The sequence below is a fragment of the Burkholderia sp. SRS-W-2-2016 genome, assembly GCF_001931485.1.
Lineage (GTDB): Bacteria > Pseudomonadota > Gammaproteobacteria > Burkholderiales > Burkholderiaceae > Paraburkholderia.
Genome location: NZ_MSDV01000057.1, coordinates 80829 through 105887 on the forward strand (window position 1 = coordinate 80829; position 25059 = coordinate 105887).

The following is a 25059-nucleotide window of genomic DNA, read 5'->3' on the forward strand; positions in this document are numbered from 1 at the left end:
GATATGATTCACGGTCAATAGGCTGTCGATGAATCGCGGGTTTTCCCTTAATCGACGTTCGCTTCCACCTTTCTTGCCAATATGTCCGCTGCGTCTACCCGAGTTTTGCACCGAAATCTGCCCATGTTGTTGCTGCGCGCACGCGAAAAAATGATGGAGCGTTTCCGTCCGCTGATCACCGCGCATGGGCTCACCGAGCAGCAATGGCGGGTGATCCGCGCACTGAACGAACACGGCCCGATGGAGCCGCGTCAGATCTCCGATATCTGCACGATTTCGAGCCCGAGCATGGCCGGCGTGCTCGCGCGGATGGAGGGGATGGAGCTGGTGACGAAGGAGCGATTCGCCGAAGATCAGCGCCGCGTGCTGGTGTCGCTGACGGACACGAGCGTCGAACTGGTGCGGGTGATTTCGAAGGATCTCGAGGCGCATTACCGCGAGCTCGAGCGCAAGGTCGGACCGGAGATCGTCGAGCGCGTGTATCGCGCGGTCGACGATCTGCTGGCGGGGTTGTCGGAAGACGATGAGTGACGCAAGCGGCTTGGCGGTCACGCCGGACCGCTCGCGCCGCGTTAATGGCGCAGCGGTTTACCAGCCGTAAAAGCGCTGCCATTCGACGCTGCTGCCGTCGGCGGCCACCGCGTGATACTCGGGAAATTGCGCGCCGGTCGCGCACGCGTGATTGGGCAGGATGCGCAGTTTCATGCCGATCGGAAAGCGCTGCGCGATATCGCCGGCGGGCGCACCGTCCGCGACCGCCGCGAGAATCCCGTGCTCCTGATTCGCGCCGCTCACCACATAGCCCGGCAACAACGTGCCGTTCAGCAAACACGGCTGCCCATAGCCGAAATCATGGCCCTGCCGCGACGTGCCGCGGTCGCGGCTCAGCGCCATCCAGCCCGCGTCGAGAATCGCCCAGCCCTTGTCTTCCTGATGACCGATCACGGTCGTCAATACGCTGAGCGCGATGTCGTCGAGCGTGCACACGCCGACGTTGTGCATCACCAGATCGAACAGCACGTAGACGCCGGCCCGCACTTCGGTCACGCCTTCCAGATCCCGCGCGGCGAGGGCGGTCGGTGTCGAGCCGACGCTGACCGCCGGGCACGCGATGCCTGCCGCGCGCAGTCGCTCGGCCGCGCGCACGCAGCCCGCGCGTTCCTGTTCGGCCAGCGCCGCGAGCGCTTCGGGCGTGTTCAATTCGTAGCTCGACCCCGCATGAGTCATCACGCCGCCGACCTTCACGCCGTTCTCGTGCAGGATCCGGCCGACGTCGAGCAGTGTCTGCTGTTCAGGCTGAATCCCGGAACGATGGCCATCGGTATCGATTTCGATCCATGCATCGAAGCGTTCGCCGTGCTGGTCGCCGAACGCCACGAGCGCCGCCGCGGCGGTCGGATTGTCGACCACCAGTTTCAGATCGCAGCCCTGGCGGCGCAGCGCGAGCGCGCGCGGCAGCTTCGACGGCACGATGCCGACCGCGTACAGGATGTCGGTGACGCCGGCCGCGAAAAACGCTTCGGCCTCCTTCAGGGTCGACACGGTGATGCCGCGCGCGCCGGCCGCGAGCTGCGCGCGCACCACGTCGATCGATTTGGTGGTCTTCACGTGCGGGCGGAACGCGACGCCGAGCGTGTTCATCCGCGCCTGCATGCGTGCGATGTTCTTCTGCATCCGCGCGATGTCGATCAGCGCGGCCGGGGTGTCGATCTGTTCGAGTTTCATGCTGGTACCTGGAAGGAAGTGGAACTCATGATTGCGAGTTGACCGGCTATTGACGATGCTCCGATTATAGAAGTCCGTTGCGTCCTCGCCGTTTAGCCAGATCGATTCATAGATTCAGTTTGACTGAATCATCGCCGCCACGGCGGCGCCGGCCTGAAGTAGCTCTGCAGATACCGCATGAAATGACGCGTGCGCGCGGGCAGGCCGGTGCGCTGGTGGGTCAGCGCGATCACGTTCGCATCCGGCGCTTTCCAGCCGGGCAGCAGGCGCACGAGTTTGCCGCTGGCCAGATCGTCGGCGACGTCCCATTCGGAGCGCAGGATCACGCCGCGTGCTTCGCATGCCCATTGGCGGATCACGTCGCCGTCGTTGCAGCTCAGATGCGCGGCCACCCGTACGCTGCGGCGCGTGCGGCCCTTGCTGAACTGCCATAGCGACACGTCCTCGTTGTTCTCGCGCAGCACGATGCACGGCAGCGCGCTCAACGCATCGGGCGAATCGGGCAGACCGAGCCGTTTGACCAGCGACGGCGCCGCGCACACGAAGCGCGCGTTCGGCGCGATCGTATAGCCGACCAGGTTCGACAGCGGCAGCTCGCCGATATGGACGACGATATCGAAACGATCGAGCGTATCGGTCAGCGGCCGGTCCGATAGCGTGAGCGCGACGTCGATGTCGGGATTGCGTTGCTGGAATTCGCCGATCAGCGGCGCCAGATGGCGGCGCCCGAAGCCGAGCGGCGCATTGATCTTCAGCGTGCCGACGAGGCCGCCGCGGCGCGTTTGCAGGTCGTCGAACAGCGCGTCGAACTGCTCGATCAGCGCGGCGCCGCGCTCGCATAGCAGCAGGCCTTCGTCGGTGAATTGCAGGCGGCGCGCGCTGCGATTGACGAGCTGCGCGCCGAGTTTCTTTTCCAGTTGCTGCAAACGCTGCGTGACCGCCGACGGCGACAGCGCGAGCTTGCGCGCGGCGGCGAGCAGGCTGCCGCTGGCGCGCAGCGTGAGCAGGAAGCGGAGATCGGCCGAGTCGTTCATGGGGGCGAGGGTGGTGGGCGCAGGAGGATGGAGTTTCGCAGCATAATGCGTCGCGCGTGGCCGCGGGGTAAAGTGGCGCTTCCGCTTATGTTTCCGGTTTTGCGCCGGCCCGGCGCCGCGCCGGTTCCAACATCGCGATCGTCGCGATCATTGAAAGAAGATACCTATGTCGTTGCCTCCTCAGCCGTCGGCCGCGTCGGCCACGCCCGCCGCGAGTTCCAGTTCCCCGCTGAAACAGGCGGTTTTTCTGCATACCGGTTGGCGCAGCGCGGGCACCTGGGTGTGGTCGCGGCTGCGCGAACTGGAGCGCGCGGCCGGCTTTTACGAGCCGCTCAGCAACGTGCTCGCCGATCTGAATCTCGCCGACGTAGCCGCTTCGCGACCGACGCTGACCTCCGGCCATCCGCCGCTCGCCGCGCCGTACTTCGACGAATACCGGCCGTTTCTGCGCGACGGCGCGCGCGGCGTGGCCGGCTACGACCGGCGCTTCAGCATCGATCGTTTCACGCGCGAGCCCGATGCGACTTTCCCCGCGTTGCAGAGCTATCTACGCTCGCTGTGCGAGCACACGGCGGCGCAGCAGCGGGTGCCGGTGTTCAAGTTCTGCCGGACCGGCGGCCGCCTGCCGTGGCTGAAGCGCGCGTTCGCGGAAGGGCTACACGTCGGCGTATTGCGCAACCCGGCGTCGCAGTTCGCGTCGGGCTGGCAATTGCGGCAGCAGTGGAGCAACGCGTTTTTCGTCGCCGCGCCGTTTCGCGTGCTCGGCCTGAATCAGAGCGATCCGCTGGTGCGCGAAGCGCTCGGCGTGTGCGGCGTGCGCCTGCCGCCGCTCGCGCCGACGACCGAGGACGCGTATGCGCTCGGCTGCGAGCAGTACGCGCGCACGGTGGATAGCGATAACGCGTATCGCGCGTTCATCGCGTTGTGGATTCTGTGTGCGTTGCGGATGGGCGAGGGCGTCGATCTGCTGGTCGATATGGACCGGCTCGGCACCTCGCGTGAATATGCGGCGGGACTGCGCGCGCAATTCGCCGCGCAGTGCGGGCTCACGCCGGAGTTCGGCAGCGCGCGCGATCTGCTCGAAGAAACGCGCCGTGGTGCCGCGCGAATGACCGGCATCGACGGCGGCGCGTTGCGCGCGGTGCATTCGGCCGCGTTGAAATTTCTCAAATCGCAGCCGGGTATCGATGCGGGTTTCGTCGAAGTCGTGCGCCAGAAGATGGTGCTGGCGAACGAGTTGACCGAAGCGTGGCGTTGAGCGTCTGAAACTCAAAACGCCTGAATGCCCGAACGCGCGCCGCGGGCGCGGCGCGCTGCTGTTGCTACTGTTGTTACCGGATCAAGCCGCGGCCGCCGACACCGCCGCGCGCAAGCCGAGCAGATAGCTGTCCACGCCGAACCCGCAAATCTGTCCTTTGACGATCTCCGCGAACACCGACTGATGCCGGAACGCCTCGCGCGCGTGAATGTTCGACATGTGAATCTCGACGACCGGCACCGTCAGGATCGCGAGCGCGTCGCGAATTCCGTAGCTGTAGTGGGTCCATGCGCCCGCGTTGATCATCACGCCGGCCGCGTTGTCGGTGAACGCCTGATGGATGCGCTCGCACATCTCGCCTTCGTTATTGGTCTGAAAGCTCTCGACCCGCACGCCGAGTTCGTCGCCGAGCGCGCGCAGGCGGTCGTCGATTTCGGCGAGCGTGATCGTCCCGTATTGCGCGGGATCGCGCTTGCCGAACATGTTGTGGTTGATACCGTGCAGCATGACGAAGGTTTTCATTGAGTACTCTGGTAAATGGTTCGGAGCTATCGAGGTGACGTGCGTCGCCCGCTAGTGTAGCGTCGCTTCGGCCGTCCGCGTGGTGTCGACCAGCGTGCCGGTGCGGGCCGCCTCGACGATCGCCTCGGTAATGCGCAGATTCTGCAGACCGTCCTCGGCGCTGACGAGCGGCGGCTCCTTGCCGTGAATCACGCGCACGAAATGTTCGATCTGGCGTTTCAGCGGATCGTCGCGCGTCATGTCGGCGACGCTGACGTCGAACGGTTTCCACCACGAGCGGTCGGCTGCGTTCGCGTAGGTTTTCAGGCGCATGGTCGGCACCGCGAGCGAGCCGAAAGTGCCGGCGATCACGTAGCAGTCCTCGTCCGGATAGGTCGGGTACGCGTGGTTTTCGCGCGCGGTCTGCTCCCAGCTGCGCGCGCTCGCGGCGGTGTCGGACAGCATGAAGCTGCCGAGCGCGCCGTTCGCGAAACGCAGATTGATCGCGACCGTGTCCTCGACCGCGAAGCCGCGCGTCGCGTGCGATGCGATCGCCTGTACAGCGACGATCTCGCCGCACAGCATGCGCAGGTTGTGCACCTCGTGAATCATGTTCAGCAGGATTGGACCGCCGCCCGGCTGACGCCGCCAGTCGGCGTCGGCGAAGTACTCGTCGGGCTTGAAGAACACCGCGCTGCCCATCACCGCGACCAGCTTGCCGAGCCGGCCTTCGTCGATCAGCTGACGGGCGCGCGCCATGATCGGGCTATGCGCGCGGTGATGGCCGATCAGCAGCGGCACGCCGCTGCGCCGTGCTTCGGCGGCCAGCAGTTCGGCTTCGTCGACGCTTGGCGCGATCGGCTTTTCGAGCAGCGTCGGCACCCGCGCCGCGAGGCAGCGCGACGCGTGTTCGACGTGCAGCTGGTTCGGCGTCGCGAGAATCACGCCGTCCGGGCGGTCGCGTTCGAGCAGTTCGTCGAGCGTGCGGTACAACGGCACGCGCGCTTCGTTGGCGATCGCGACGGCCGCCGGCGACGGATCGACGATCGCCGCCAGCGTGCAGGTGTCGCTGCCTTGTGCGACCGCCATATGCGCGCGGCCGATGTAACCGGCGCCGGCCACGGCAATCCGGGTGCTGTTCATGACTCGGTTCCTCTGAAGTCCTGATTGAAATGGCTGGATGAATCCGTGCTTAACTGCGCGATTAAATTCGCATCAAGCGATGGCCTTCTTGCCCTGGGCCATGCTTTCCGCGCGCATCGCCTCGTAGCTGTCCTTATCCATCGGCGTCGCGCCCGGTTCGCCCAGATCGCTGAGCCTGACGCGGAAGTTCTCACGCGCGCTCCACGCGGAGACCGCGCAGATGATCGTGATCGCGAAGGTGATCGCGCCGATCGTCAGCGGCACGTTGTTCGATCCCGGCGGCGCGACGAACGCGAACAGTGCCGGCAGCAGCGCGGTGATCGTGGTGCCGATGTTCTGGCCGATCGCCATCGCCGAGACGCGCGAACGGGTCGGGAACAGTTCCGGGTAGAAGCTCGGGAAGATCGCGTTGTAGCCCTGATAGATGACGCCCCACATCAGGATTGACATCACCAGCGCGAGCGGCACGTTGTGGATGCTGATCGCGTACAGATAGCCGAACGACAGCAGCCCGGCGCCGAGCGCGCCGACGATGATCGGCAGACGCCGGCCGATCCGGTCGGACAGATTGCCGACGAACGGAATCACCAGCACCGCGACGATATTGCCGATCACCGGAATCCACAGATACAGGCTCTTTGAAAAGCCGATGCCGTAGGCCGGCTGGACCGCGTACGCGGCGCCGAAAATCGTCGCGACGACCGGGATCACGTTCATCAGCGAGCACAGCACGACGCGGATCATGTCGCGCCAGTTGTACTTGAACGCTTCGACGATCGGCGAGCGCGGCACGCCGCCGCTCGAATCTTCCTTCTCGAACGCGGGGGTTTCCTCGACTTCGCGACGGATGATGAAGCCGGCGATCAGCACGACCGCGCTGAGCAGGAACGGAATGCGCCAGCCCCACGAATTGAACGACGCGTCGTCCATGTAATAGGCGAGCGGCAGGAACACCGCGGCGGCGAGAATCTGGCCGGCCTGCACGCCTTGCAGCGTGAAGCTCGCGTAATAGCCGCGTCGTCCGAATGGCGCGTGTTCGAGAATCATCGAACTGGCGCCGGAAATTTCGCCGGCCACCGCGAAGCCCTGGATCAGCCGCAGGATCACCAGCAGTACCGGTGCGAGGAAGCCGATCTGGTGGTAGGTCGGCAACAGGCCGACGGCCATCGTCGAAATACCCATCAGGAACATGCAGACCAGCAATACGTTCTTGCGGCCGTGGGTGTCGCCCCAGTGGCCGAGCACCAGCGCGCCGATCGGCCGCGCGACGTAGCCGACGCCGTAGGTCGCGAGCGATGCGACGATCGCGATTTTCGGATTGCCGGACGGGAAGAACAACTGCGGGAAGATCAGCGCGGCGGCTTGCGCGTAGATGAAGAAGTCGTAGTACTCGAGCGCCGAGCCGATCCAGCCGCTGGCGGTTGCCTTGCGAGCCTGCGAGCTATGCCCGCCGGCCAACGATGCATTGGTTTGCATATCGCCTCCTGAATTGAATGTGTTTTTGTCAGCTTCTATGGCTGACTCATTGGCGCGCTTTAAACGGTATAGCGCAAGCCAGGATTTTCCTGGGCACGGTTGTCGCATTGCCTCGCTATTCGGCAGGATCGAAGCGGCGTGAAACTTGCCGGCGCCGCTACGGGTTAACCATTGTTTGGCTGTCCCGAGCATTGCTCAACCCATCCGTTGCCGCTAGGGTAATAGAGTTATAAGCCGACACAATGCGTCCAGATGCAAAATCAGAATGCGCTGACAGCCAACAATGAATCGTTCCTGCGCGATCTGCAGCTGTTCTGCCATATCGCGCGGCGCGGCAGTTTCGTCGCCGCGTCGACCGAGATGGGGTTATCGCCGTCGCATGTCAGCAAGCGCATCGCGATGCTCGAAGCCGGGCTCGGCGTGAAGCTGTTTCAGCGCACCACGCGGCGCGTCAGCGTGACCAGCGACGGCGAGGCCGCTTTGCAGTGGGCGCAGAAAATCCTCGACGACGTGCAGGGGATGGCCGACGCGTTCGCGGATCGCCGCACCGAGCTGAGCGGGCAGCTGCGCATCAGCACCAGCCTGCGGCTCGGCCGCAAACACGTGTCGCCGATTCTCGCGCTGCTGCGCGAGCGCCATCCGCGTCTGGAAATCTGGCTCGAACTGCTGGACCGGCGCGCGGACGTGGTCGGCGAGAACTTCGATATCGACGTGCGGGTCGGCGAAGTGCTGGAGCCGCATCTGATCAAGCACAAGATGGTGGAGAGCGCGCGGATTCTGTGCGCGTCGCCCGCCTATCTGGAGCGGCGCGGCGCGCCCGCTGAACTGGCGGATCTGAGCGGCCACGACTGCCTGTTGTTTCGCGGCCGCGACGACCGCTTCGGCGTGTGGCGGCTGAGCGGACCGGACGGCGAGAAGAGCGTGAAGGTGACCGGCACGGTCGCGTCGAATCTGAGCGACATCGTCGTGCAATGGGCGAAGGACGGTTACGGGATCGTGATGGTGTCGATCTGGGATGTTGCCGAAAGTCTGCGCGCGGGCGAACTGGTGCGGGTGCTGCCGGACTATCAGCAGTCCGCCGACGTGTGGGCGGTGACGGCCGAGCGGCTGTCTTCGTCGGCGCGCATCCAGGTGTGTATCGAGTTTCTCCGCGAGCAGTTGACGAGCGGCCCGTATGCGCTGGTTACGCGCGGGGTCGGCGGCTTCTGAGCGAGGCGCGCGCGGCGGCGCGGTTCGCTCACACGCCGCTCACACGCCGCTCAAACGCTCGACGCGGTATTTTCTTCCGCTTCGTCCAGCGCGCTGCGCTGCACCGTTGTTACGGAATCCGGAACAAGCGCGACGCTGACCGGGCGCGGGTCGTCGATGCTGTAACGCGGGCGCCAGCCTTCCAGGTAGAAACGCAATTGCCGGTAACGCATCAGATAGACGAGGCCGACCAGCGCCGCGCCGACGCCCGACGCCGCGCCGACCCCGAGCGCCCAGCGCGGACCGAAATTGTCGGCGACCCAGCCGACCACCGGCGCGCCGAGCGGCGTGCCGCCGAGCGACAGCGCCAGCAGGATCGCGATCACGCGGCCGCGCATCGCCGGCTCGGTGGTCAGTTGTACGAGGCTGTTGGTCGAGGTCGTGAAGGTCTGCGTCGATACGCCGATCACCACCAGCACGATGCCGAACAGCAGATAGTTCGGCATCGCCGCGGCCGCCGCGCAACCGACGCCGAACATCGCGGCGGCGCTGAGCAGCAAGGTCATGGTGGGGCGCGCGCGGCGCGCCGCGAGCAGTGCGCCGGTGACCGAGCCGATTGCCATCGTCGAGCTGAGCACGCCGTACTCGCTCGCGCCCGCATGAAACGCGGTGACCGACATCGTCGAGATGAAGATCGGGAAATTCAGGCCGAACGTGCCGATCAGGAACAGCATCAACAGCGCCGCTTTCAGATCGGGGCGCGTCCATACATATTTGAAGCCTTCGACGAAGCTGCCGCGCGAGCGCACCGCGCGCGGTTTGATATGCAGTTCGTCGAGCCGCAGCATGCGCAGCGCGCCGAGCACCGCGACGAACGACAGCGCATTGATCAGAAACACCCAGCCGCTTCCGACCGATGCGATCAGCAGACCGGCGACCGCCGGCCCGAGCATGCGCGCGGCGTTGAACGACGTGGAGTTGAGCGCGACCGCGTTGGCCAGATCGCGTTCGCCGACGAGGTCGGACACGAAGGTCTGGCGGGCCGGGGAATCGAATGCGGTCACGCAGCCGAGCAGGCCCGCGAACACGTAGACCTGCCATAGCTGCACGAGTCCGCTGATCGTCAGCAGACCTAACGCGAGTGCCAGCGTGCCCATTGCCGCCTGGGTCGCGAACAGCAGCTTGCGGCGGTCGAAGTGATCGGCCGCGTAGCCGGTGAGCGGCAGCAACAGCATCTGCGGCCCGAATTGCAGCGACATCACGATGCCCACCGCCGTCGCGTTGTGATGCGTGAGGCCGGTCAGCACCAGCCAGTCCTGCGCGGTGCGCTGCATCCACGTGCCGATGTTCGAGACGATCGCGCCGCTCGCCCAGACACGGTAATTGAAAGTGCGCAGCGAACGGAACGTGGAACTCACGGCGGGATTTTCCTCAGCGCGGGGTGGGCCACAAGGCGGGCAGGGCGCCCGCCTCGGTACGCGCTTATCAGGCGCGGGTTTTTTCGAGCAGGTCGAGCACTTGCTGCACGGTGCCGGTCTCGCCCAGACGCGGGAAGATGCGCGTGATGCTGTTGACGTGCGCGTCGGCGTTCAGGTCGCTCATCGCGTCGGTCGCCAGCGTGACGTTCAAGCCGTGCTCGCTCGCGAAACGCGCGGTCGACTCGACGCCGATGCTGGTCGCGATGCCGCACAGCACGATTTGCGTGACGCCTTGCTGTTGCAGCCATGCGGCGAGGTCGGTGTTGGTGAACGCGCCCCACGTGCGCTTGGTGACCAGATGGTCCGACGGCTGCTGCTTCAGTTCCGGCACCAGCTGCACGAACTCGGCCGGGAATTCGCCGCCGTGGGCGCCCTGATCGGTGCGGCCCGGTGCGCCCGCGGCGACGTTCACCAGCACGACCGGCAGGCCATGACGGCGGAACGCGTCGAGCAGCACGACCGAACGTTCGACGATTTCATTGCTCGGATGGGGGGCGGTCGGCAACGCGACGATGCCGTGTTGCAGATCGATGACGACCAGAGCGGTCTTTGCGTCGAGAGTGGTGAGTGCCATGTTCTTGCTCCTGCGAGTGGCGAGACGCGTGATGCGAATCGCGAGTTACAAATCGACGAGACGTTTGAGTAGATCGACGCCCGTCGCGAGTTGGTGCTGTTCGGTCGGGGTAAAGCGCGTCTGGATCGTGCGATATAGCCAGTCTTCGCGCGCCGCGCGGCTAGCCTTGACCTTCTTGCGAAAAGTGGGAGTCAGCGAGAGAACCGTTTGCCGCCCGTCGTTCGGATCGGGCGCGCCGCTGACGAGGCCGGCGGCTTTGAGCACCGCGAGCGTTTCGCCCATCGATTGCGGGCGCATCCCCAGGCTGCGCGCCAGCGCGGTGACGGTGGCCGGTCCTTCGCGTTCCAGCAGATTGAGCACCTGCACCTGCGACGGCGTGAAATCGCCGACATGCGATTCTTCGCGCAGACGCCGGCGCAGCTTGCCCGCCAGCACGCGCAGATCTTCGGCGAGCGAGTGCAGCGCTTCGGGCGTGACTGGGGGAGGGGGCTTGCTCATGCGGAGGTTGTGGCGGAGGTTGTGCGGAAACTTGTGCTGCGAGGTGATGCGAAGGTTACCTTCATATCTCGCCGAAGTCAAGTTTGCGGCCGGCCGCGCAGCGGCGCGGCGGCTTCAGCGAGCCCGCATGCGGCGGCGCTGGAACAGCCGCCATGCGGCGCCGCCGGCGAGCAACAGGCCGCCGAGCACGAAGCCGAGCACCACCAGCGAACTCAGATGGTCGCGCAGCACCGGCGCGTTGCCGAACAGGTAGCCGGCCGCCATCAGCGACACGACCCACAGCGCCGCGCCCGCGCTGACGTACGACACGAAGCGCGAGAAGGTCATCCGCGACACGCCGGCGGCGAACGGCGCGAACGTGCGCACGACCGCGATGAACGGCGACAGCAGGAAGGTCAGGCGCCCGCGTGCCTCGCTGAATTCATGCGCGCGACGCAGCGCGTTGCGGTTCAGCCAGTAGTAGTTGCGCGTGGAGACCTTGTCGCCGAAAGCATGGCCGATCGCATAGCCGACGATGCTGCCGCCGATCGTCGCAACGAACAGCGACGGCGCGACGATCCAGATGTTCAATGCGCCGGTCGCGGCGAGCGCGCCGCAGATGAAGATCAGCGGATCGCCGGGCAGGAAGAACAGCGGCAGAAACGCGTATTCGACGAACACGACGACGAACAGCAGCAGGTAGATGCCGGTGCCGAATTGCAGGATCAGCGCGCTCAGATGCTGGTCGAGGTGCAGCGCGATCTGCAGCAGGTTCATCAGATTCATCGGGGAGGCGATTGGGGCGGGTTGAGAGTTTCACGAGTGTAGCCCCGCACGCCGACATTCAGTGATTTCGCGCGTGCGCGACGTATCCGGCGCGCACGCGGGTGCTTGTCGAACCGGTGCCCGGGATGTCAAGATCGGGCGATCTCTTCAGGACTCCACGATGTCTGCCGAACCTGCCGTGAGCTTGCGTTTCGCCGTGCCGCCCGATGCGCACACCATTCGCGCGATCGAATTCGAAGCGGGTTTGCGCTTTGCCGGCGTCGGCATGACCGGCATTGCCGATGCGCCGCCGATGGCGCTCGAACTCGTCGAACGCAAGATCGCCGCGCGCGAGATCGTCGTCGCGCTCGATGCTGAACAGCGTTGCGCCGGCTTCGTGATGTTCGAGCCGCAGCCCACCCGTATCTATGTGCAGGAACTCGACGTGCTGACTTCGCACGCGGGCCGGCGCATCGGCGCGGCGTTGCTCGACGAGGTCGCCAGGCTCGCGCGCTCGCGGCAACTGATGCAACTCGTGTTGTCGACGTATCGCGAGGTGCCTTGGAATGCGCCGTATTACCGGCGGCTCGGCTTTCGCGATCTGGCGGTCGACGAACTCGACGCGGCATTGCTCGCGCGGCGCGACGCGCATATCGCGCGTGGGCTCGACGAATCGAAGCGGGTGTTCATGCTGCGCGAGCTGGCTTGACGGCGGGCGCGAATCGCGCGCCGCAAAAGCACTGCGGGCGTGACCGCAGCGAACTGCGGTCACGCCCGTCAGGTCAGGCAGGTTCAAGCTCGAGCGCTGCTAATTACACCGCTTCCAGAGCCGGATAATCGGTGTAGCCGACTTCGCCGCGTGCGTAGTACGTCGACGGATTCGGCTTGTTCAACGGCGCATCTTCAGCGAAGCGGCGCACCAGATCCGGATTCGCGATATACAGCTGACCCCACGCGACCGCATCCGCTTCACCGGCGTCGAGCACCTGTTGCGCGCTTTCCTTGGTGAACTTCTCGTTCGCGATATACGGGCCGCCGAACGCTTCTTTCAGCTGCGGGCCGAGGCGGTCGTCGCCGAGCGCTTCGCGCGCCGCGATGAACGCGATCTTGCGCTTGCCGAGTTCGCGGGCGACATAGCCGAACGTTTCGGCCGGATTCGAATCGCCCATCGTGTGCGCGTCGCGGCGCGGCGCGAGATGGACGCCGACGCGGTTGGCACCCCACACGCCGATGCACGCATCGGTGATTTCGAGCAGCAGACGCGCGCGGTTTTCGATCGGGCCGCCGTATGCGTCGGTGCGCTTGTTGGTGCTGTCCTGCAGGAACTGGTCGAGCAGATAGCCGTTCGCGCCGTGAATTTCGACACCGTCGAAGCCCGCGGCTTTCGCGTTTTCCGCGCCCTTGCGGAACGCTTCGACGACACCGGCGATTTCATCGAGTTCGAGCGCGCGCGGCGTCACGAACGGACGCTCCGGACGCACGAGGCTCACGTGACCGCCTGCCGCGATCGCGCTCGGCGCGACCGGCAGGTCGCCGTTCAGGAACACCGGATCGGAAATACGGCCGACGTGCCACAGTTGCAGGAAGATCAGGCCACCCGCGTCGTGCACGGCCTTCGTGACGAGCTTCCAGCCTTCGACCTGCTCCTGCGACCAGATACCCGGCGTTTCCGCGTAGCCGACGCCCTGCGGCGTGACCGAGGTTGCTTCGCTGAGGATCAGGCCGGCGCTTGCGCGTTCGGCGTAGTAGCTGGCCATCAGTGCGTTCGGCACGCGGATTTCTTCAGCGCGCTGACGCGTGAGCGGCGCCATGATGATGCGGTTCGGCAACGTGAGATCGCCAATTTGCAGCGGATCGAAAAGAGTCGGCATGAGAGTTCACCTTTGGCGGCGGGCCGGGCCCGGGGCCTCAAAAGACTGCGTGAAAAAGGAAGCGCGGCGATGCGAATGCGGTGCTCAGAGCTGCGTGTTCATGTGTTCGAGGAACGCCTGAATCACGGGCTCGTTGCGCTTGAAAAACACCCATTGGCCGACCCGTTTCGACGTGACGAGCCCCGCGCGCTGCAGCGCGGCGAGGTGCGCGGACACGGTGGACTGCGACAGGCCGCAGCGCGCGTCGATCTTGCCCGCGCATACGCCGTGGTCGAGCGGCAGTTCCTGGTCGGCGAAATGCTGCTGCGGCTCGCGCAGCCACGCGAGAATCTCGCGGCGTACCGGGTTGGCCAGCGCTTTGTGGATCGCGTCGAAATCGGGCGTCATCTGGATGGTTTCAAGGTGATTCGACAACCGGCGCGGAACGCCGGACGGCGTGCGCGCGCTTGCATCGCTACGGGACGAATCATATATCGGAATTTGACGATATGGCTGAAGGCACTACTGCGAATGTGGGTGATCTATCGGTGTGCGAAAGGAAAATGACAGGGTCAGGGTGCTCGCGGCGGCTTCACGCCGGCTTCACGGCGGGTTGTGCGGCGACCATCAGGCGGCCGGTCGCGGCGCCGCGGATCGCGGTTTCGGCTCCGGCGCCGTGGCGACAACCACTAGCGATATATAGACGCCGACGCCGAGCAATTCGGCGAGCGAATTTTGCGGTTGCGAGAGTTCGCCCACCGTGTGGCGGTCGAGTTCATCGAGAAACGCGCGGTGCGCCGCCTCCAGCGCGCGCAGCAAACCGCAATGCGCGGCGATCACGCAGACGCGCCTGTTGCCATGCCGGTCCGGCACACAGGGTGCCAGCGCGAAATCGCCTTCGGTGAGCCGCACCACGTCGCCAATCGTCAAGCCGAGCGTCCGGCTGGCGAGCCTTAAGCCGCCGTTGCGGCCGCGCACGGTTTCGATCCAGCCCTGATCGCCGAGTTGCTGAACGATTTTCATCAGATGATTTTTGGAGATGCCGTACGCGGCGGCAATGTCCTTGATCTTCGACGTGCCGGCGCCGCGCACCGCCACGTACAGCAGCACGCGCAGCGAGTAGTCGGTGTAGTCGCTCAGTTTCATTAGTTCTCCAGATAGCGCGAGACGCGATTTGCACGCGCGTACGGAGAGGGAGCACGTACAGTCCGTCGTGCCCGCATCGCCGCCGGCTATGTCGTTCAGAAAGGCGCGAGCCTATTGCGCCGGCTGTACGAGCACATGCGCGTCGGCAAGTCGCCGATAGATGTTTCTCTGCCGCACGATCGGCCACCAGTCATAGAGAAATATCTCCATCGGCCGCCAGTTCGCGACCCAGCCGAAGATCATCAAGCCTTCGGCGATAAGCTTCGGAGACCGGTAACCCGGATAGCTTTCAACCAGCGAACCGCCGAGCAGGCACACGCCGAGCACGACGAGTCCAATCGCCAGAGAGCGCCGGCCATCACGAAACAATTTGCGCAATGCGCGCTGTTCGGCATCGGCGCGTTCGCGAAAATGACTGGCTATCGCTTCGCCGAGATGAGCGGCCGCCTGTGAATCGATCTCTCGCCCGGGCAGATGCAGCACGATCCGCAGCGGCTCGCGGGCGGAGATGCTTTCGGCTTTATCGACGATGTACGCTTCCGCGGCCTGATCGAGTCCGCGCTCCCTGAACGGGTAGGGGTCGTGATTATCGAACAGCTGCACGGCCCGCTCCAAACGTATCTCGACAGTCTCTGCGGAAGTCACGGACATTGTGTGCAAGACCTCGTCTACGCGAGACAGTGACTTTGTCACTATCGTATTGATCGCCCTATGCGGCCACGCTCGCCGCGTTGACCACCTTACGTGAAGGTGCTCTCATGCGGGCACGCGGAAAACACCATGTTTATGTCTTTCGGTGTCGTTGCGGCCAGTGCTTCGAATTCTCCATCAGGAGCAGTGGGCGCTGCAAGGGTACTTTAATCAATCTATTGCGTTGAGTTCGATTTACACATGCGCCGTTGGAAAAGTAAATTGCTCGGGATAGCGGGATGTGTGTGTCTCAAAAGAGACTATTTTTTAACAAAAAAATAGGCAATGTCCATGCCATCGGTGTATTTCGATGTCGGTTTTCGTTTAATCAGTAAGTCGTTGTAGACATCGCGCGAAAATTGCACTACATAATTGTCATCGGCATGTGAAAGATGTTTTGGGGTAATTTGCCGCCGCGGATATGAATAAGCATATCGAAAGGAATTCCTAATACTTAACGAGAATCATAAGTAATAGGGGCTTGATTGATAACGTCGATACGCGATGCAGGTGTGGGTGCTCTCTCGCAAAAGTGAAGTTCCAGATAAAGCGGAGAAACCGATGGCCGATGTCGAGCAAAAGATCAACGGTGGGCGTCTCGCTTCAACCCCGATGCACACAGGCTTGCCGTGCGAGGCGGACCGTGTTCGCACGCGGCACGGCAGTGGTTGCGGCAATTCCATCAGGTATCCAGTCGCCTTCTACAGGGAGGCTCTCTCGTTGCGGAAATAGCGGGTGCGCGCGCACTGCGGAAAGCTGCTGCGCGGCGTGATCTCAGGTATCCAGGGGTGCGGGCAAGCTCTGCCGCGATCCGGAGGAAAGTGCCAGTGTTTGCTTACTCTGCAACAGGTCGGGCTGTTTCTTTTCCTTTGGCCATTACGCTGTGTGCGCTGGCGGCCGCCGCGCTGCTGGTGGGTTGTCGCAAGGCGGAAGAAGCGCAGGTGGCAGAAATCCGCCCGGTACGGGTCGTCAGAATTACTGAGCAAATTGCCGGGACCACCATCACGCTGACCGGAAATCTGCGCGCCCAGGCCGAGATCAATCAGTCGTTCCGTATCGATGGCAGGATGATCTCCCGCGCTGTCGACGTCGGAGAGCGGGTCCGCGCCGGCCAGCTGCTCGCGCGTCTGGACCGGATGAACGAGGAGAGCAGTCTGCAGTCCGCGCGGGCCCAACTGGCCGGCGCGCAGGCGCGTGCGCTGGAGGCGCGCACGATGTACGACCGGATGCGCGATCTGCTGGCGGAGCGCGCGGTGTCGCGTGCGTCGTTCGAGCAGGCTCAGGCGATGGCGAAAGTCACCCAGTCGCAAGTCGATTCGTCGCAATCGCTACTGAACATCGCACAGAACCGCCTGAGTTATACCGACCTCGTTGCGGACGTCGCCGGCGTCGTGACGGCGGTCGGCGCCGAACCCGGTGAAGTCGTCCCGGCAGGTCGCATGATCGTTCAGGTCGCGCGCGAAGGAGCGGTCGATGCGGTATTCGATGTGCCATTGGCGGTCAAGGATGCCGCGCCGGCGAATCCCGAAATCGTGGTTACGCTGGCGGCGAACCCCGCTATTTCCGCCAGAGGCCGGGTACGCGAAGTATCGCCGCGCGCCGACCCGGTGACCGGGACGTTCGCGGTCAGGGTTCGGCTAATCGATCCTCCGGCCAGCATGCATCTGGGCAGCACGGTCAACGGTCAGATGAAGCTCGAGCGGCCACCGGCGATCAGCGTGCCGTCGAGCGCGTTGATCCAGCCCGGAGGCAAGCCCGCGGTGTGGGTGGTCGATGCGAAGACCGGCACGGTCGCAACGCGCAATGTGGAACTGCAGGCTTATGGCGAGGACCGCGTGCAGATATCGCAAGGTCTGGCTCCAGGTGACATGGTCGTAACAGCCGGCGCGCAGGCATTGCGGCCGGGACAAAAAATTCACTGGACCGAGGCACCGAGGTGATTGGCCCGAATCTTTCAGAATGGTCGCTTTCGAAGCGACCCCTCGTCGTGTTCCTGATGCTCGCCGCTCTGCTGGCGGGAACACTGTCGTTCTTCCAGTTGGGACGTGCCGAGGATCCGGTGTTTACGTTCCGCACGATGGTCGTGTCGGCGGCATGGCCGGGAGCGACGGTCGACGACACGCTTTCGCAGGTGACCGAGCGGCTCGAGCGCACGCTGCAGGAGACGCGGCATCTCGACCGGGTACGCAGTTATACGACCGCCGGACAGACGACGATTTTCGTCGATCTGCTGCAGTCCACGCCGCCTTCCGAAGTGCAGGACATCTGGTATCAGGTGCGCAAGAACATCGCCGATATGCAGCGCACGCTGCCGGCCGGAACGGTCGGGCCGTTTTTCAACGACGATTTCGGCGACACATACGGGATCATCTACGGATTCACGTCCGACGGTTTCAGCATGCGCGAATTGCGCGATCACGTCGAAGCGATTCGCTCGCGTTTGCTGCAGGTGCCGGACGTCTCGAAGATCGAGGTGCTCGGTGCGCAGGACGAACAGATCTTTATCGAGTTTTCGACCAGCCGTCTGGCCGGCCTGCGTCTGGACTACTCGGCGATTGTGGGCGCGTTGCGCGCGCAAAACGTGATCATGCCGACCGGCGTACTGCAAACCGGCCAGGAGCGCGTGTTCTTCAGAATTACCGGCGCATTCGATTCGGAGCGCGACATCGAGAATGTCAACCTGGTGCTCGGTGGCCGTATCGTGCGTCTCGGCGATATTGCAACGGTCCGGCGCGGCGTCGTCGATCCGCCGCAACCGATGTTTCGCGTCAACGGCAAACCGGCCATCGGTCTCGCAATTGCGATGCGCGATTCGGGCGATATTCTCGCGCTCGGCCATAACCTGAAGGCGGCGATGGGCGAAGCGACCGCCGCTCTGCCGGTCGGCATCGAGCCATTTCTGGTCGCCAATCAGGCCGATACCGTCGATGTCGCGATCAACGACTTCATGGCGTCGCTGTGGCAAGCGATCATCATCATCCTGGTGTGCAGCTTCGTGAGTCTCGGCGTCCGTCCGGGGACGGTGGTCGCGCTGTCGATACCGCTGACGCTCGCGATCGTATTCGCGATCATGGACATCGTGCATATCGACCTGCACCGGGTGTCGTTGGGAGCACTGATTATTGCGTTGACGCTGCTGGTCGACGACGCGATGACGACGGTCGACGCGATGATCAACCGTCTCGCCGCCGGCGACACCAAAGACCAGGCGGCGACTTTCGCTTATCGAACGCTGGCCGCGCCGATGCTGGTCGGCACGCTGGTATCGATATCGAGTTTCGTGCCGATCGGCTTCGCGAAGAGTTCGGCCGGCGAGTACACCTTTTCGATCTTTGCGGTGGTCGCGATCTCGCTGCTGGTGTCGTGGTTCGGCGCGGTGATCTTTTCGCCGCTGGTCGGTCAGGCGATCCTGAAAGCACCGAAGCCGGGCACGCCGCCACCGAAACCCGGCAAGATGGTGCGAGCCTACGGCGACTTCCTGCGCGGCGCATTGCGACTGAAATGGATCACGATTGCCGTCACGCTACTCGCCTTCGTGCTGTCGATCTTTCTCGTCAGATTCGTGCCGCGGCAGTTCTTTCCCGCCTCCGACCGTCCCGAATTGACCGTCGATCTGACCTTGCGGCAGAACGCGTCGATTCATGCGACCGAAACGCAGGTCAAAAAGATCGAAGCGCTATTGAAGAGCGATCCCGATGTCGACCATTTCAGCAGTTACGTGGGCCGTGGCGCGATCCGTTTCATTCTGACGTTGAATGTCCAGTTGCCCAATCCGTTTTTTTCGCAGATCGTCGTGGTCGCCAAAGATCTGCCGGCTCGCGACCGCTTGCAATTGCGACTGGAAAAGATTCTCGCCGAGCAGTTTCCCGACATCGTGGCGCGCGTCTCTCCGCTCGAACTCGGGCCGCCGGTCGGATGGCCGCTGCAGTATCGCGTGTCCGGTCCCGATCCGGCGCAGGTGCGCAAGACCGCGCTCGAGCTGGCCGCGCTCGTCGGCGCGGACGAGCGTACCCGCCACGTGAACTTCGACTGGATGGAGCCGGCCCGCCAGATCCGCATTCATATCAATCAGGATGAAGCGCGCCAGCTCGGCGTCAGCACCGGGGCGCTGGCGGGAATCATGAACACGATCATTACCGGTACGCCGATCACGCAGGTTCGTGACGACATCTACCTGGTCAACGTGGTGGCGAGAGCGTCGGACGAAAGGCCGCTGACGCTGCAAACGCTGAGTACCTTGCAGGTGCCGACGCCGAGCGGCCGGATGGTTGCGCTGAGCCAGTTCGCGACCTTTACCGAAGAGCAGGAAGCGCCGCTCATCTGGCGCCGCAACCGGGTGCCGACGCTCACGGTCCGTGCCGACATGATGCACGGCGTGCTGCCCGACGTCGTGGTCGCGTCACTGGCGCCGAAGATCGACGAGCTGAATGCGAGATTGCCGAAGGGCTACCACGTCGCGACCGGCGGTATCTCGGAGGAAAGCGCGATTTCGCAGGCGTCGGTATTTGCGGTCGTGCCGCTGATGATCGTGCTGATGCTCGCCAGCATGATGGTGCTGCTGGTGAGTTTCAAGCGGCTCGCGATGGTGGTGGCGGTGATGCCGTTGGGCCTGATCGGCGTGGTGCTCGCACTGCTGGTTTTCAACCGGCCGCTCGGCTTCGTCGCGATCCTCGGGATCCTCGCGCTGATCGGCATGATCGCGAAAAATGGACTGATCCTGATCGTGCAGATCGAGACCTATCGCAACGAAGGGATGGGGGTGCTGGAAGCAGTCGTCGCATCGGGTACGTCGCGGATACGGCCGATGTTTCTGACTTCGATCTCGACGGTGCTCGGCCTGATTCCGATCGCGCCCACCGTGTTCTGGGGGGCGATGGCCTTCGCGATCATGGGCGGCTTGCTGGTGGCGACCCTGCTGACGCTGGTGTTCCTGCCCGCTCTGTATATGGCGGTGTTCGGCGGAGAAGACCGGCGGGCGTCGCAGTCTTCGGGGCCGGCCCACGGAACGGCGTAAGTCAGTTGGCCTGATCATGTCGAGCTGGAATGTACCAGGCAAACAACCACACATCCGGTGCATACCGACCGCGGCAATCGGAGAACTGGAGTACGTGATGAGAACGCTGACGCTTGCTGCGATCCTTGCCGCCACGACGGTTTGCGTGGGCGGCTGCTTTACCGTCGGGCCGAACTACAGCCGCCCGGAAGTGTCGGTGCCGGCCACCTGGCGGATCGATTTGCCCCAGGCCGAAGAAGTCGCCGACACCGCATGGTGGGAGCAGTTCCAGGATCCGGTATTGAACGATCTGATTCAATCGGCGCTGCGCGGCAATCTTGACGTCCGTATCGCGGCGGCCCGCGTCGATCAGTTCGCCGGTTTGCTGCGCACTACGCGCTCGCAGGGGTTGCCGCAGATCGGCTATGGCGCGAATGTGAGCCGCAGCCGCACCAGCGAAGTCGGAATGCCGCCGCTTTCGCCGGCCCTCGATCCCGTCTTCAATCTCTATCAGGGCACGCTGTCCGCCGCGTGGCAGGTCGATCTGTTCGGCCGGGTCAGGCGTCTGAGCGAAGCGGCGCAGGCGCAGGTATTCGCCAGCGAACAGGCGCAACGCGGCGTGGTGCTTTCGCTGGTGACCGGTGTCGCGACCAGCTATATCACGCTGCGCGGCCTCGACAGACAACTCGAAGTCGCGCAGGCCACCGCGCGTATTTTTGCCGAAACGCTGCGGATCTTCGAGTTGCGCTATCGGGATGGGCTCGTTTCGGAAACCGAACTTTCGCAGGTGCGCTCGCAGTACAAGCTCGCACAGTCGACGATTCCGGCCGTCGAACAGCAGATTGCGATAGTGGAAAACGGCATTTCAATTCTTCTCGGCCAGAATCCCGGCCCGATTCCGCGCGGCAAATCGATTAGCGAACTCGTGCTCCCCACGATACCGTCGGATCTGCCTTCAACCTTACTCGGCCGGCGCCCGGATATTCTGCAGGCGGAACAGAACCTGGTGGCCGCCAACGCGAACGTGGGCGCCGCGCGGGCGCTCTACTATCCGACCATCTCGTTGACCGGCGCGCTTGGCTCGGTGAGTACCGCGTTTGGCGATTTCCTCTCCGGGCCCGCCGCGCTGTGGTCGATCGCGGCGGGTGTGACCGGGCCGATCTTCACCGCGGGCGCGATCGAAGGTCAGGTGCAGTCGGCCGAAGCGCAGAAGCGCCAGGCGGAGCTGATCTATCGGCAGACCATCCTGGGTGCGTTCAGCGATACCAACAACGCATTGACCGGCGCGCAGAAGACCAGCGAGCAGACTGCGAGTCAGCAGGAGCGTGTCGATGCATTGAGAGAATATGCACGACTTTCCAACCTCAAATTCGAAGATGGTTTGATCGGCTATCTGGAAGTACTGGTATCGGAAAACGATCTGTTCGCGGCGGAACTTTCGTTAGCCAGTTTGCAGGCCGCTCGCATCAACCAGGTGATCAGTGTGTATCAGTCGATGGGCGGCGGCTGGGTGGATATCGCCGGCTCGCAGACACCGGTGCAGATCGGTAAAGATCAACGGAGCAGCGCCGTGTCGGCGAGGTAAAGGCGGCGGCGGCGCGCTGCGCGTGCCGCTTTCATTTTTCAGGTCCTTACTTCTTCGAATTGATTTTCATCAGAAAGAACGTGAGAGCGATGATGACGAGCGCCAAAGTCGCGCCGAAAGGGGCGATTTCGCGCGTGCCGTCCCATGCGACGGCCTCGCGCAGGAATAACACCGCGAGCACGGCGATCACCACGCTAACCAGGTTGCCTTTCAGATCCTCGAGGTCGGCAACCTTTAGCCATTTGGGTAATAGCGACGGGGTGTCGTCGATGAATAGCGAGTAGAGGCCGATGCTGGTGATATAGACGGCGACCGCGATCAGAAATACATCCACGGCCTCGACGATGCCGACCGCCAGTATTTTTACCGACTTGGCGGAAAAGGAGCCGTTCGCGATCATATGGATCGTGCTGGAACCCAATGCGATCAACTCGAAAATAGTCAGCGTGATGAAGCACAGGAAAGTCCCGACGATAGGGATGAGCATGATGTAACGGCTCAAAACCAGAACGCGACGCAACATCACAAGGCTCCTCCAGTAGTTGATCCTGTCATGCGCCACCACCGAAGCATGATATCAACAACTTAGTCACGAGCGGTCCCCAAATACAGCAGCGGGCGATCAGGGCGATGTGCGGCGGGAAAGGGGATAGTCATCCGCGAAGGCCAAGCGCCGTATCAATGGCGCGCTGATGGCCGATTGCGAAATCGACCGGCTTGTCGATAACGAATTCAATCGATGTAGCTCGCGCTGGTTTTTGCAATGCCGGACTTCTCCGCCTGCTCAGTCGACGTCGGAAAGCTGTCGAGCATTAACTGGGTGGTCGCATCGAGCGGTCTGCCCTGACGGGTAATCGCATGGAAAAGCGAGTGGTAGCGAAACACCGACGGCATTAGCGCAACCAGTTGTCCATCTTCTTCCCATTGCCTCGCGAAGTGAGTCGGCAGATAGCCGATGTAGCTGCCTGTCAACAGCATGGTCAGCGTCCCCTCCATCGAAAAAGTCGTCGCGGAGCGGTTCAGGTTGACGTGACGCGGCTTCTGACTTTCCGCGAGATAGCCTCGTTCCACATACGGCGCGGCTTCGATGGCCTCCATCAATCCGACGCTGCCGGCGGTCGATAGCGGGTGCGCGCGGCCGCAGTAAAGAGCCTGTTCCTCGGAAAAGACCGGCGTATAGACAAGCCCCGACAGCCGATGATGAAACGCGCCGACAGCGACATTCAGCTTCTCTTCCAGCACGTTCTTTTCGAGTTCGCCGGGCGGCATGATATGCACCGTCAGATGCGTGTCCGGAGAGTTTTTGACGAAGTGCTGCAGCGCCGTGACCGTGGGCGCGCCGGGGAACGACAGGAGCGCGTCCACAAAGCCGACTTCAAGCCTCGATTTGGGCTGACCATGCAGCGCGCCCACGCAATCCAGGAAGCGGCTCACATCCGAAAACAGTGCGCGCGCGGCCTCGTAAATCGCCAGTCCTTCTTCCGTTACCTGAAACCCCTGGCGGCCGCGCTGGCAGAGTTTCGCGCCGAGCCGCACCTCGAGATTGCGCACGATCACGCTCAGTCGCGGCAGCCCCATGTTCAGTACTGTTTGTGCCGATGTGAACCCGCCGGCTTCCACGATCGTACAAAATATCCGGACGGACTTGAGGTCCAGATCTGAGAGATTTCCAAGCATCTTCTGACAGCTCACTCGTTTCTTGCGGAGCGGAAATAACATTACCGCTGTTCGACAAATGACCTCGGGCGTTACCCGCGGGAGTACGCGCCTGGCGACGGCGGCTTGCAAGGTAACACCAATGATCCGGTTTTCGATTTGCCAAATAAGCAAGCCAACTTTCCTGGTTTCATAACTTAGGCAATCGTGGAAGGGAGGCAACGCGTTGATTCCGATAGCGGGCGCCGACCTGCGCCGCTACGTGAAAATGTAGTACGCGCTTTCTGTATACGCGCAATGATTACCGGAACTCGAATTTCGCGATCCGGCGGCTTTGTATATGATCGACGCAGCCCCCGTCCTCGCCGTCCCTATCGCCATCCGCGGGAAATGCCATGAGCGACACCACGCAGCCGCCGTTTTCCGTTCTGTTCGTCGACGACGAGGAGATCTCCCGCAATCACTTCGCGCGCGCGATCCGCGCCGACTACCGTGTGCACGTCGCGCAAAGCGCCGACGAGGCGATCGGAATCCTGGCCCGCCACGGCGCCGAAATCGCCGTGCTGGTGACCGATTTCCGGATGCCCGGCCGCGACGGCGACGATCTGCTGCGCCAGGTCGCGCACGAGTATCCGCAAATCGTGCGCATCCTCGTGACCGCGTATGCGGACAAGGACATGCTGCTGCAAACGGTCAATACCGGCGACGTGTTCCGCATCCTCGAAAAGCCGCTGCGTACCGACAAGGTGCGCGAGGCGCTGCAACTGGCGATCGCCCGTTATGCGGAGCGCGAGACCCGTCAGCAGCGGCTGCTCGCGATGAGCGAAACGCTCGGCTTTCTGGCCCACGAACTGAACACGCCGCTCGCGGCGATCTCGCTGTTCGCGCGCTCGGTCGAGAACGACGTCGCCGCCGAGTACGATCCCGAGCGGCAGAAGGACATCGGCGCGGCCGCGCGCTCGATGCTGAACAACGCGCAATTCTGCCTGACGCTGCTGTCGTCGTTCTGGGCGACCGTGCACAAGAGCGGCGGCCAGCAGTCGGCCGCGGAGGCGGGCGGTCGCGAAGTGCGGGCGACGCGGCTGATCGCGTCGCTGCTCGATACCTATCCGTTCGCCGGCGCGCAGCGCGACTGGATCGAGGTCGACGTGCAGGGCGACTTCGTCGTGCGCACGATGCCCAATTGCGTCGCGCTGGTGCTGTCCTCGCTGCTGTCGAATGCGCTGCGCGCGCTCGCCGACGTCAACGCGCCGTCGCTGTGGCTAGAGGTGGTGGACGGCGCCGAGCCGGAAATCCGCATGCGCGACAACGGCGTCGGCATTGCGCCGGAAATCCACGCGCGGCTGCTGCAGGACCCGGTCACCACGCACGCGGGCAACGGCGGTCACGGCATGGGGATGATCTTCTGCAACCGGATCATGCAGTCGTTCGGCGGCCGGCTCGGCGTCGAATCGACGCCCGGTGAGGGCACCACCGTGACGATGAGCTTTCCGGGGCCGAGAAACCTTCTGTAGCGTCGC

At 63.6% G+C, this 25059-nt stretch carries 23 protein-coding genes; 8 read left to right on the top strand and 15 right to left on the bottom strand.

Annotated elements, in window-relative coordinates; genetic code table 11:
• Positions 1-123: 123 nt before the first annotated feature.
• Positions 124-531 (top strand): homoprotocatechuate degradation operon regulator HpaR, encoded by a 408-nt coding sequence (gene hpaR / locus BTH42_RS24865; RefSeq protein ID WP_075303822.1) that lies wholly within the window; start codon positions 124-126, stop codon positions 529-531.
• A 57-nt stretch (positions 532-588) separates the two neighbouring features.
• On the opposite strand, the gene BTH42_RS24870 is transcribed toward hpaR, so the two are convergent.
• Together BTH42_RS24870 and BTH42_RS24875 are read right to left on the bottom strand one after the other, a co-directional pair.
• Positions 589-1725, bottom strand: coding sequence for a DSD1 family PLP-dependent enzyme (locus tag BTH42_RS24870; RefSeq protein ID WP_075303823.1), 1137 nt, complete (start codon positions 1723-1725; stop codon positions 589-591).
• 128 nt (positions 1726-1853) lie between these two features.
• Positions 1854-2759 (bottom strand): LysR substrate-binding domain-containing protein, encoded by a 906-nt coding sequence (locus BTH42_RS24875; RefSeq protein WP_075303824.1) that lies wholly within the window; start codon positions 2757-2759, stop codon positions 1854-1856.
• Between the two features lie 166 nt (positions 2760-2925).
• Between BTH42_RS24875 and BTH42_RS24880 the strand changes: the two genes are divergently transcribed.
• Positions 2926-4017 carry a hypothetical protein gene (locus BTH42_RS24880; RefSeq protein WP_075303825.1) on the top strand — a complete coding sequence of 364 codons (1092 nt, stop codon included), beginning with the start codon at positions 2926-2928 and terminating at the stop codon, positions 4015-4017.
• 81 nt (positions 4018-4098) lie between these two features.
• On the opposite strand, the gene aroQ is transcribed toward BTH42_RS24880, so the two are convergent.
• From aroQ to BTH42_RS24895, 3 genes are all read right to left on the bottom strand, one after another.
• Positions 4099-4539 (bottom strand): type II 3-dehydroquinate dehydratase, encoded by a 441-nt coding sequence (gene aroQ, locus BTH42_RS24885; protein ID WP_075303826.1) that lies wholly within the window; start codon positions 4537-4539, stop codon positions 4099-4101.
• A 51-nt stretch (positions 4540-4590) separates the two neighbouring features.
• Positions 4591-5661 (bottom strand): Gfo/Idh/MocA family protein, encoded by a 1071-nt coding sequence (locus BTH42_RS24890; RefSeq protein WP_075303827.1) that lies wholly within the window; start codon positions 5659-5661, stop codon positions 4591-4593.
• A 72-nt stretch (positions 5662-5733) separates the two neighbouring features.
• Positions 5734-7137: an MFS transporter gene (locus BTH42_RS24895; RefSeq protein WP_075303828.1), complete on the bottom strand. Its 1404-nt coding sequence runs from the start codon at positions 7135-7137 to the stop codon at positions 5734-5736.
• 252 nt (positions 7138-7389) lie between these two features.
• Between BTH42_RS24895 and BTH42_RS24900 the strand changes: the two genes are divergently transcribed.
• Positions 7390-8346, top strand: coding sequence for a LysR family transcriptional regulator (locus BTH42_RS24900; RefSeq protein WP_075303829.1), 957 nt, complete (start codon positions 7390-7392; stop codon positions 8344-8346).
• A 50-nt stretch (positions 8347-8396) separates the two neighbouring features.
• Here the strand turns inward: BTH42_RS24900 and BTH42_RS24905 are convergent, their stop codons facing one another.
• From BTH42_RS24905 to BTH42_RS24920, 4 genes are all read right to left on the bottom strand, one after another.
• Entirely contained in the window at positions 8397-9743 is a 1347-nt protein-coding gene (locus BTH42_RS24905) for an MFS transporter (protein WP_075303830.1), read from the bottom strand.
• A gap of 67 nt (positions 9744-9810) precedes the next feature.
• Positions 9811-10377 (bottom strand): isochorismatase family protein, encoded by a 567-nt coding sequence (locus tag BTH42_RS24910; protein WP_075303831.1) that lies wholly within the window; start codon positions 10375-10377, stop codon positions 9811-9813.
• Between the two features lie 45 nt (positions 10378-10422).
• Positions 10423-10875: a MarR family winged helix-turn-helix transcriptional regulator gene (locus BTH42_RS24915; protein WP_075303832.1), complete on the bottom strand. Its 453-nt coding sequence runs from the start codon at positions 10873-10875 to the stop codon at positions 10423-10425.
• A 114-nt stretch (positions 10876-10989) separates the two neighbouring features.
• Positions 10990-11640, bottom strand: coding sequence for a VTT domain-containing protein (locus tag BTH42_RS24920; protein ID WP_075303833.1), 651 nt, complete (start codon positions 11638-11640; stop codon positions 10990-10992).
• 160 nt (positions 11641-11800) lie between these two features.
• On the opposite strand from BTH42_RS24920, the gene BTH42_RS24925 reads away from it, so the two are divergent.
• Positions 11801-12328, top strand: coding sequence for a GNAT family N-acetyltransferase (locus BTH42_RS24925; RefSeq protein WP_075303834.1), 528 nt, complete (start codon positions 11801-11803; stop codon positions 12326-12328).
• Positions 12329-12431: 103 nt separating this feature from the next.
• On the opposite strand, the gene BTH42_RS24930 is transcribed toward BTH42_RS24925, so the two are convergent.
• The 4 genes from BTH42_RS24930 to BTH42_RS24945 form a co-directional block, all read right to left on the bottom strand.
• On the bottom strand, positions 12432-13490 hold the full coding sequence (locus BTH42_RS24930; protein WP_075303835.1) for an alkene reductase: 1059 nt from the start codon (positions 13488-13490) through the stop codon (positions 12432-12434).
• An 84-nt stretch (positions 13491-13574) separates the two neighbouring features.
• Positions 13575-13877 (bottom strand): helix-turn-helix transcriptional regulator, encoded by a 303-nt coding sequence (locus BTH42_RS24935; RefSeq protein WP_075303836.1) that lies wholly within the window; start codon positions 13875-13877, stop codon positions 13575-13577.
• A gap of 219 nt (positions 13878-14096) precedes the next feature.
• Positions 14097-14615, bottom strand: coding sequence for an Rrf2 family transcriptional regulator (locus tag BTH42_RS24940; RefSeq protein ID WP_075303837.1), 519 nt, complete (start codon positions 14613-14615; stop codon positions 14097-14099).
• A gap of 111 nt (positions 14616-14726) precedes the next feature.
• A complete protein-coding gene (locus BTH42_RS24945) occupies positions 14727-15266 on the bottom strand; it encodes a hypothetical protein (protein WP_075303838.1) in 540 nt (179 codons plus the stop codon).
• Between the two features lie 866 nt (positions 15267-16132).
• Between BTH42_RS24945 and BTH42_RS24950 the strand changes: the two genes are divergently transcribed.
• The 3 genes from BTH42_RS24950 to BTH42_RS24960 all read left to right on the top strand — a co-directional run bounded on the left by BTH42_RS24950 (position 16133) and on the right by BTH42_RS24960 (position 21883).
• Complete coding sequence (locus BTH42_RS24950) at positions 16133-17245, top strand: efflux RND transporter periplasmic adaptor subunit (protein ID WP_075303839.1); 1113 nt, start codon at positions 16133-16135, stop codon at positions 17243-17245.
• Positions 17242-20319: an efflux RND transporter permease subunit gene (locus BTH42_RS24955; protein ID WP_075303840.1), complete on the top strand. Its 3078-nt coding sequence runs from the start codon at positions 17242-17244 to the stop codon at positions 20317-20319. Before BTH42_RS24950 ends, BTH42_RS24955 begins: the two co-directional genes overlap by 4 nt.
• A 97-nt stretch (positions 20320-20416) precedes the next feature.
• Positions 20417-21883, top strand: a complete 1467-nt coding sequence (locus tag BTH42_RS24960; RefSeq protein WP_075303841.1) for an efflux transporter outer membrane subunit — start codon at positions 20417-20419, stop codon at positions 21881-21883.
• Between the two features lie 46 nt (positions 21884-21929).
• On the opposite strand, the gene BTH42_RS24965 is transcribed toward BTH42_RS24960, so the two are convergent.
• Both BTH42_RS24965 and BTH42_RS24970 read right to left on the bottom strand, forming a co-directional pair.
• On the bottom strand, positions 21930-22406 hold the full coding sequence (locus tag BTH42_RS24965) for a YqhA family protein (RefSeq protein WP_075303842.1): 477 nt from the start codon (positions 22404-22406) through the stop codon (positions 21930-21932).
• Positions 22407-22615: 209 nt separating this feature from the next.
• Positions 22616-23713, bottom strand: coding sequence for a LysR family transcriptional regulator (locus BTH42_RS24970; protein ID WP_143752197.1), 1098 nt, complete (start codon positions 23711-23713; stop codon positions 22616-22618).
• Between the two features lie 221 nt (positions 23714-23934).
• Between BTH42_RS24970 and BTH42_RS24975 the strand changes: the two genes are divergently transcribed.
• Positions 23935-25053, top strand: a complete 1119-nt coding sequence (locus BTH42_RS24975; RefSeq protein ID WP_075303844.1) for a hybrid sensor histidine kinase/response regulator — start codon at positions 23935-23937, stop codon at positions 25051-25053.
• Positions 25054-25059 lie beyond the last annotated feature (6 nt).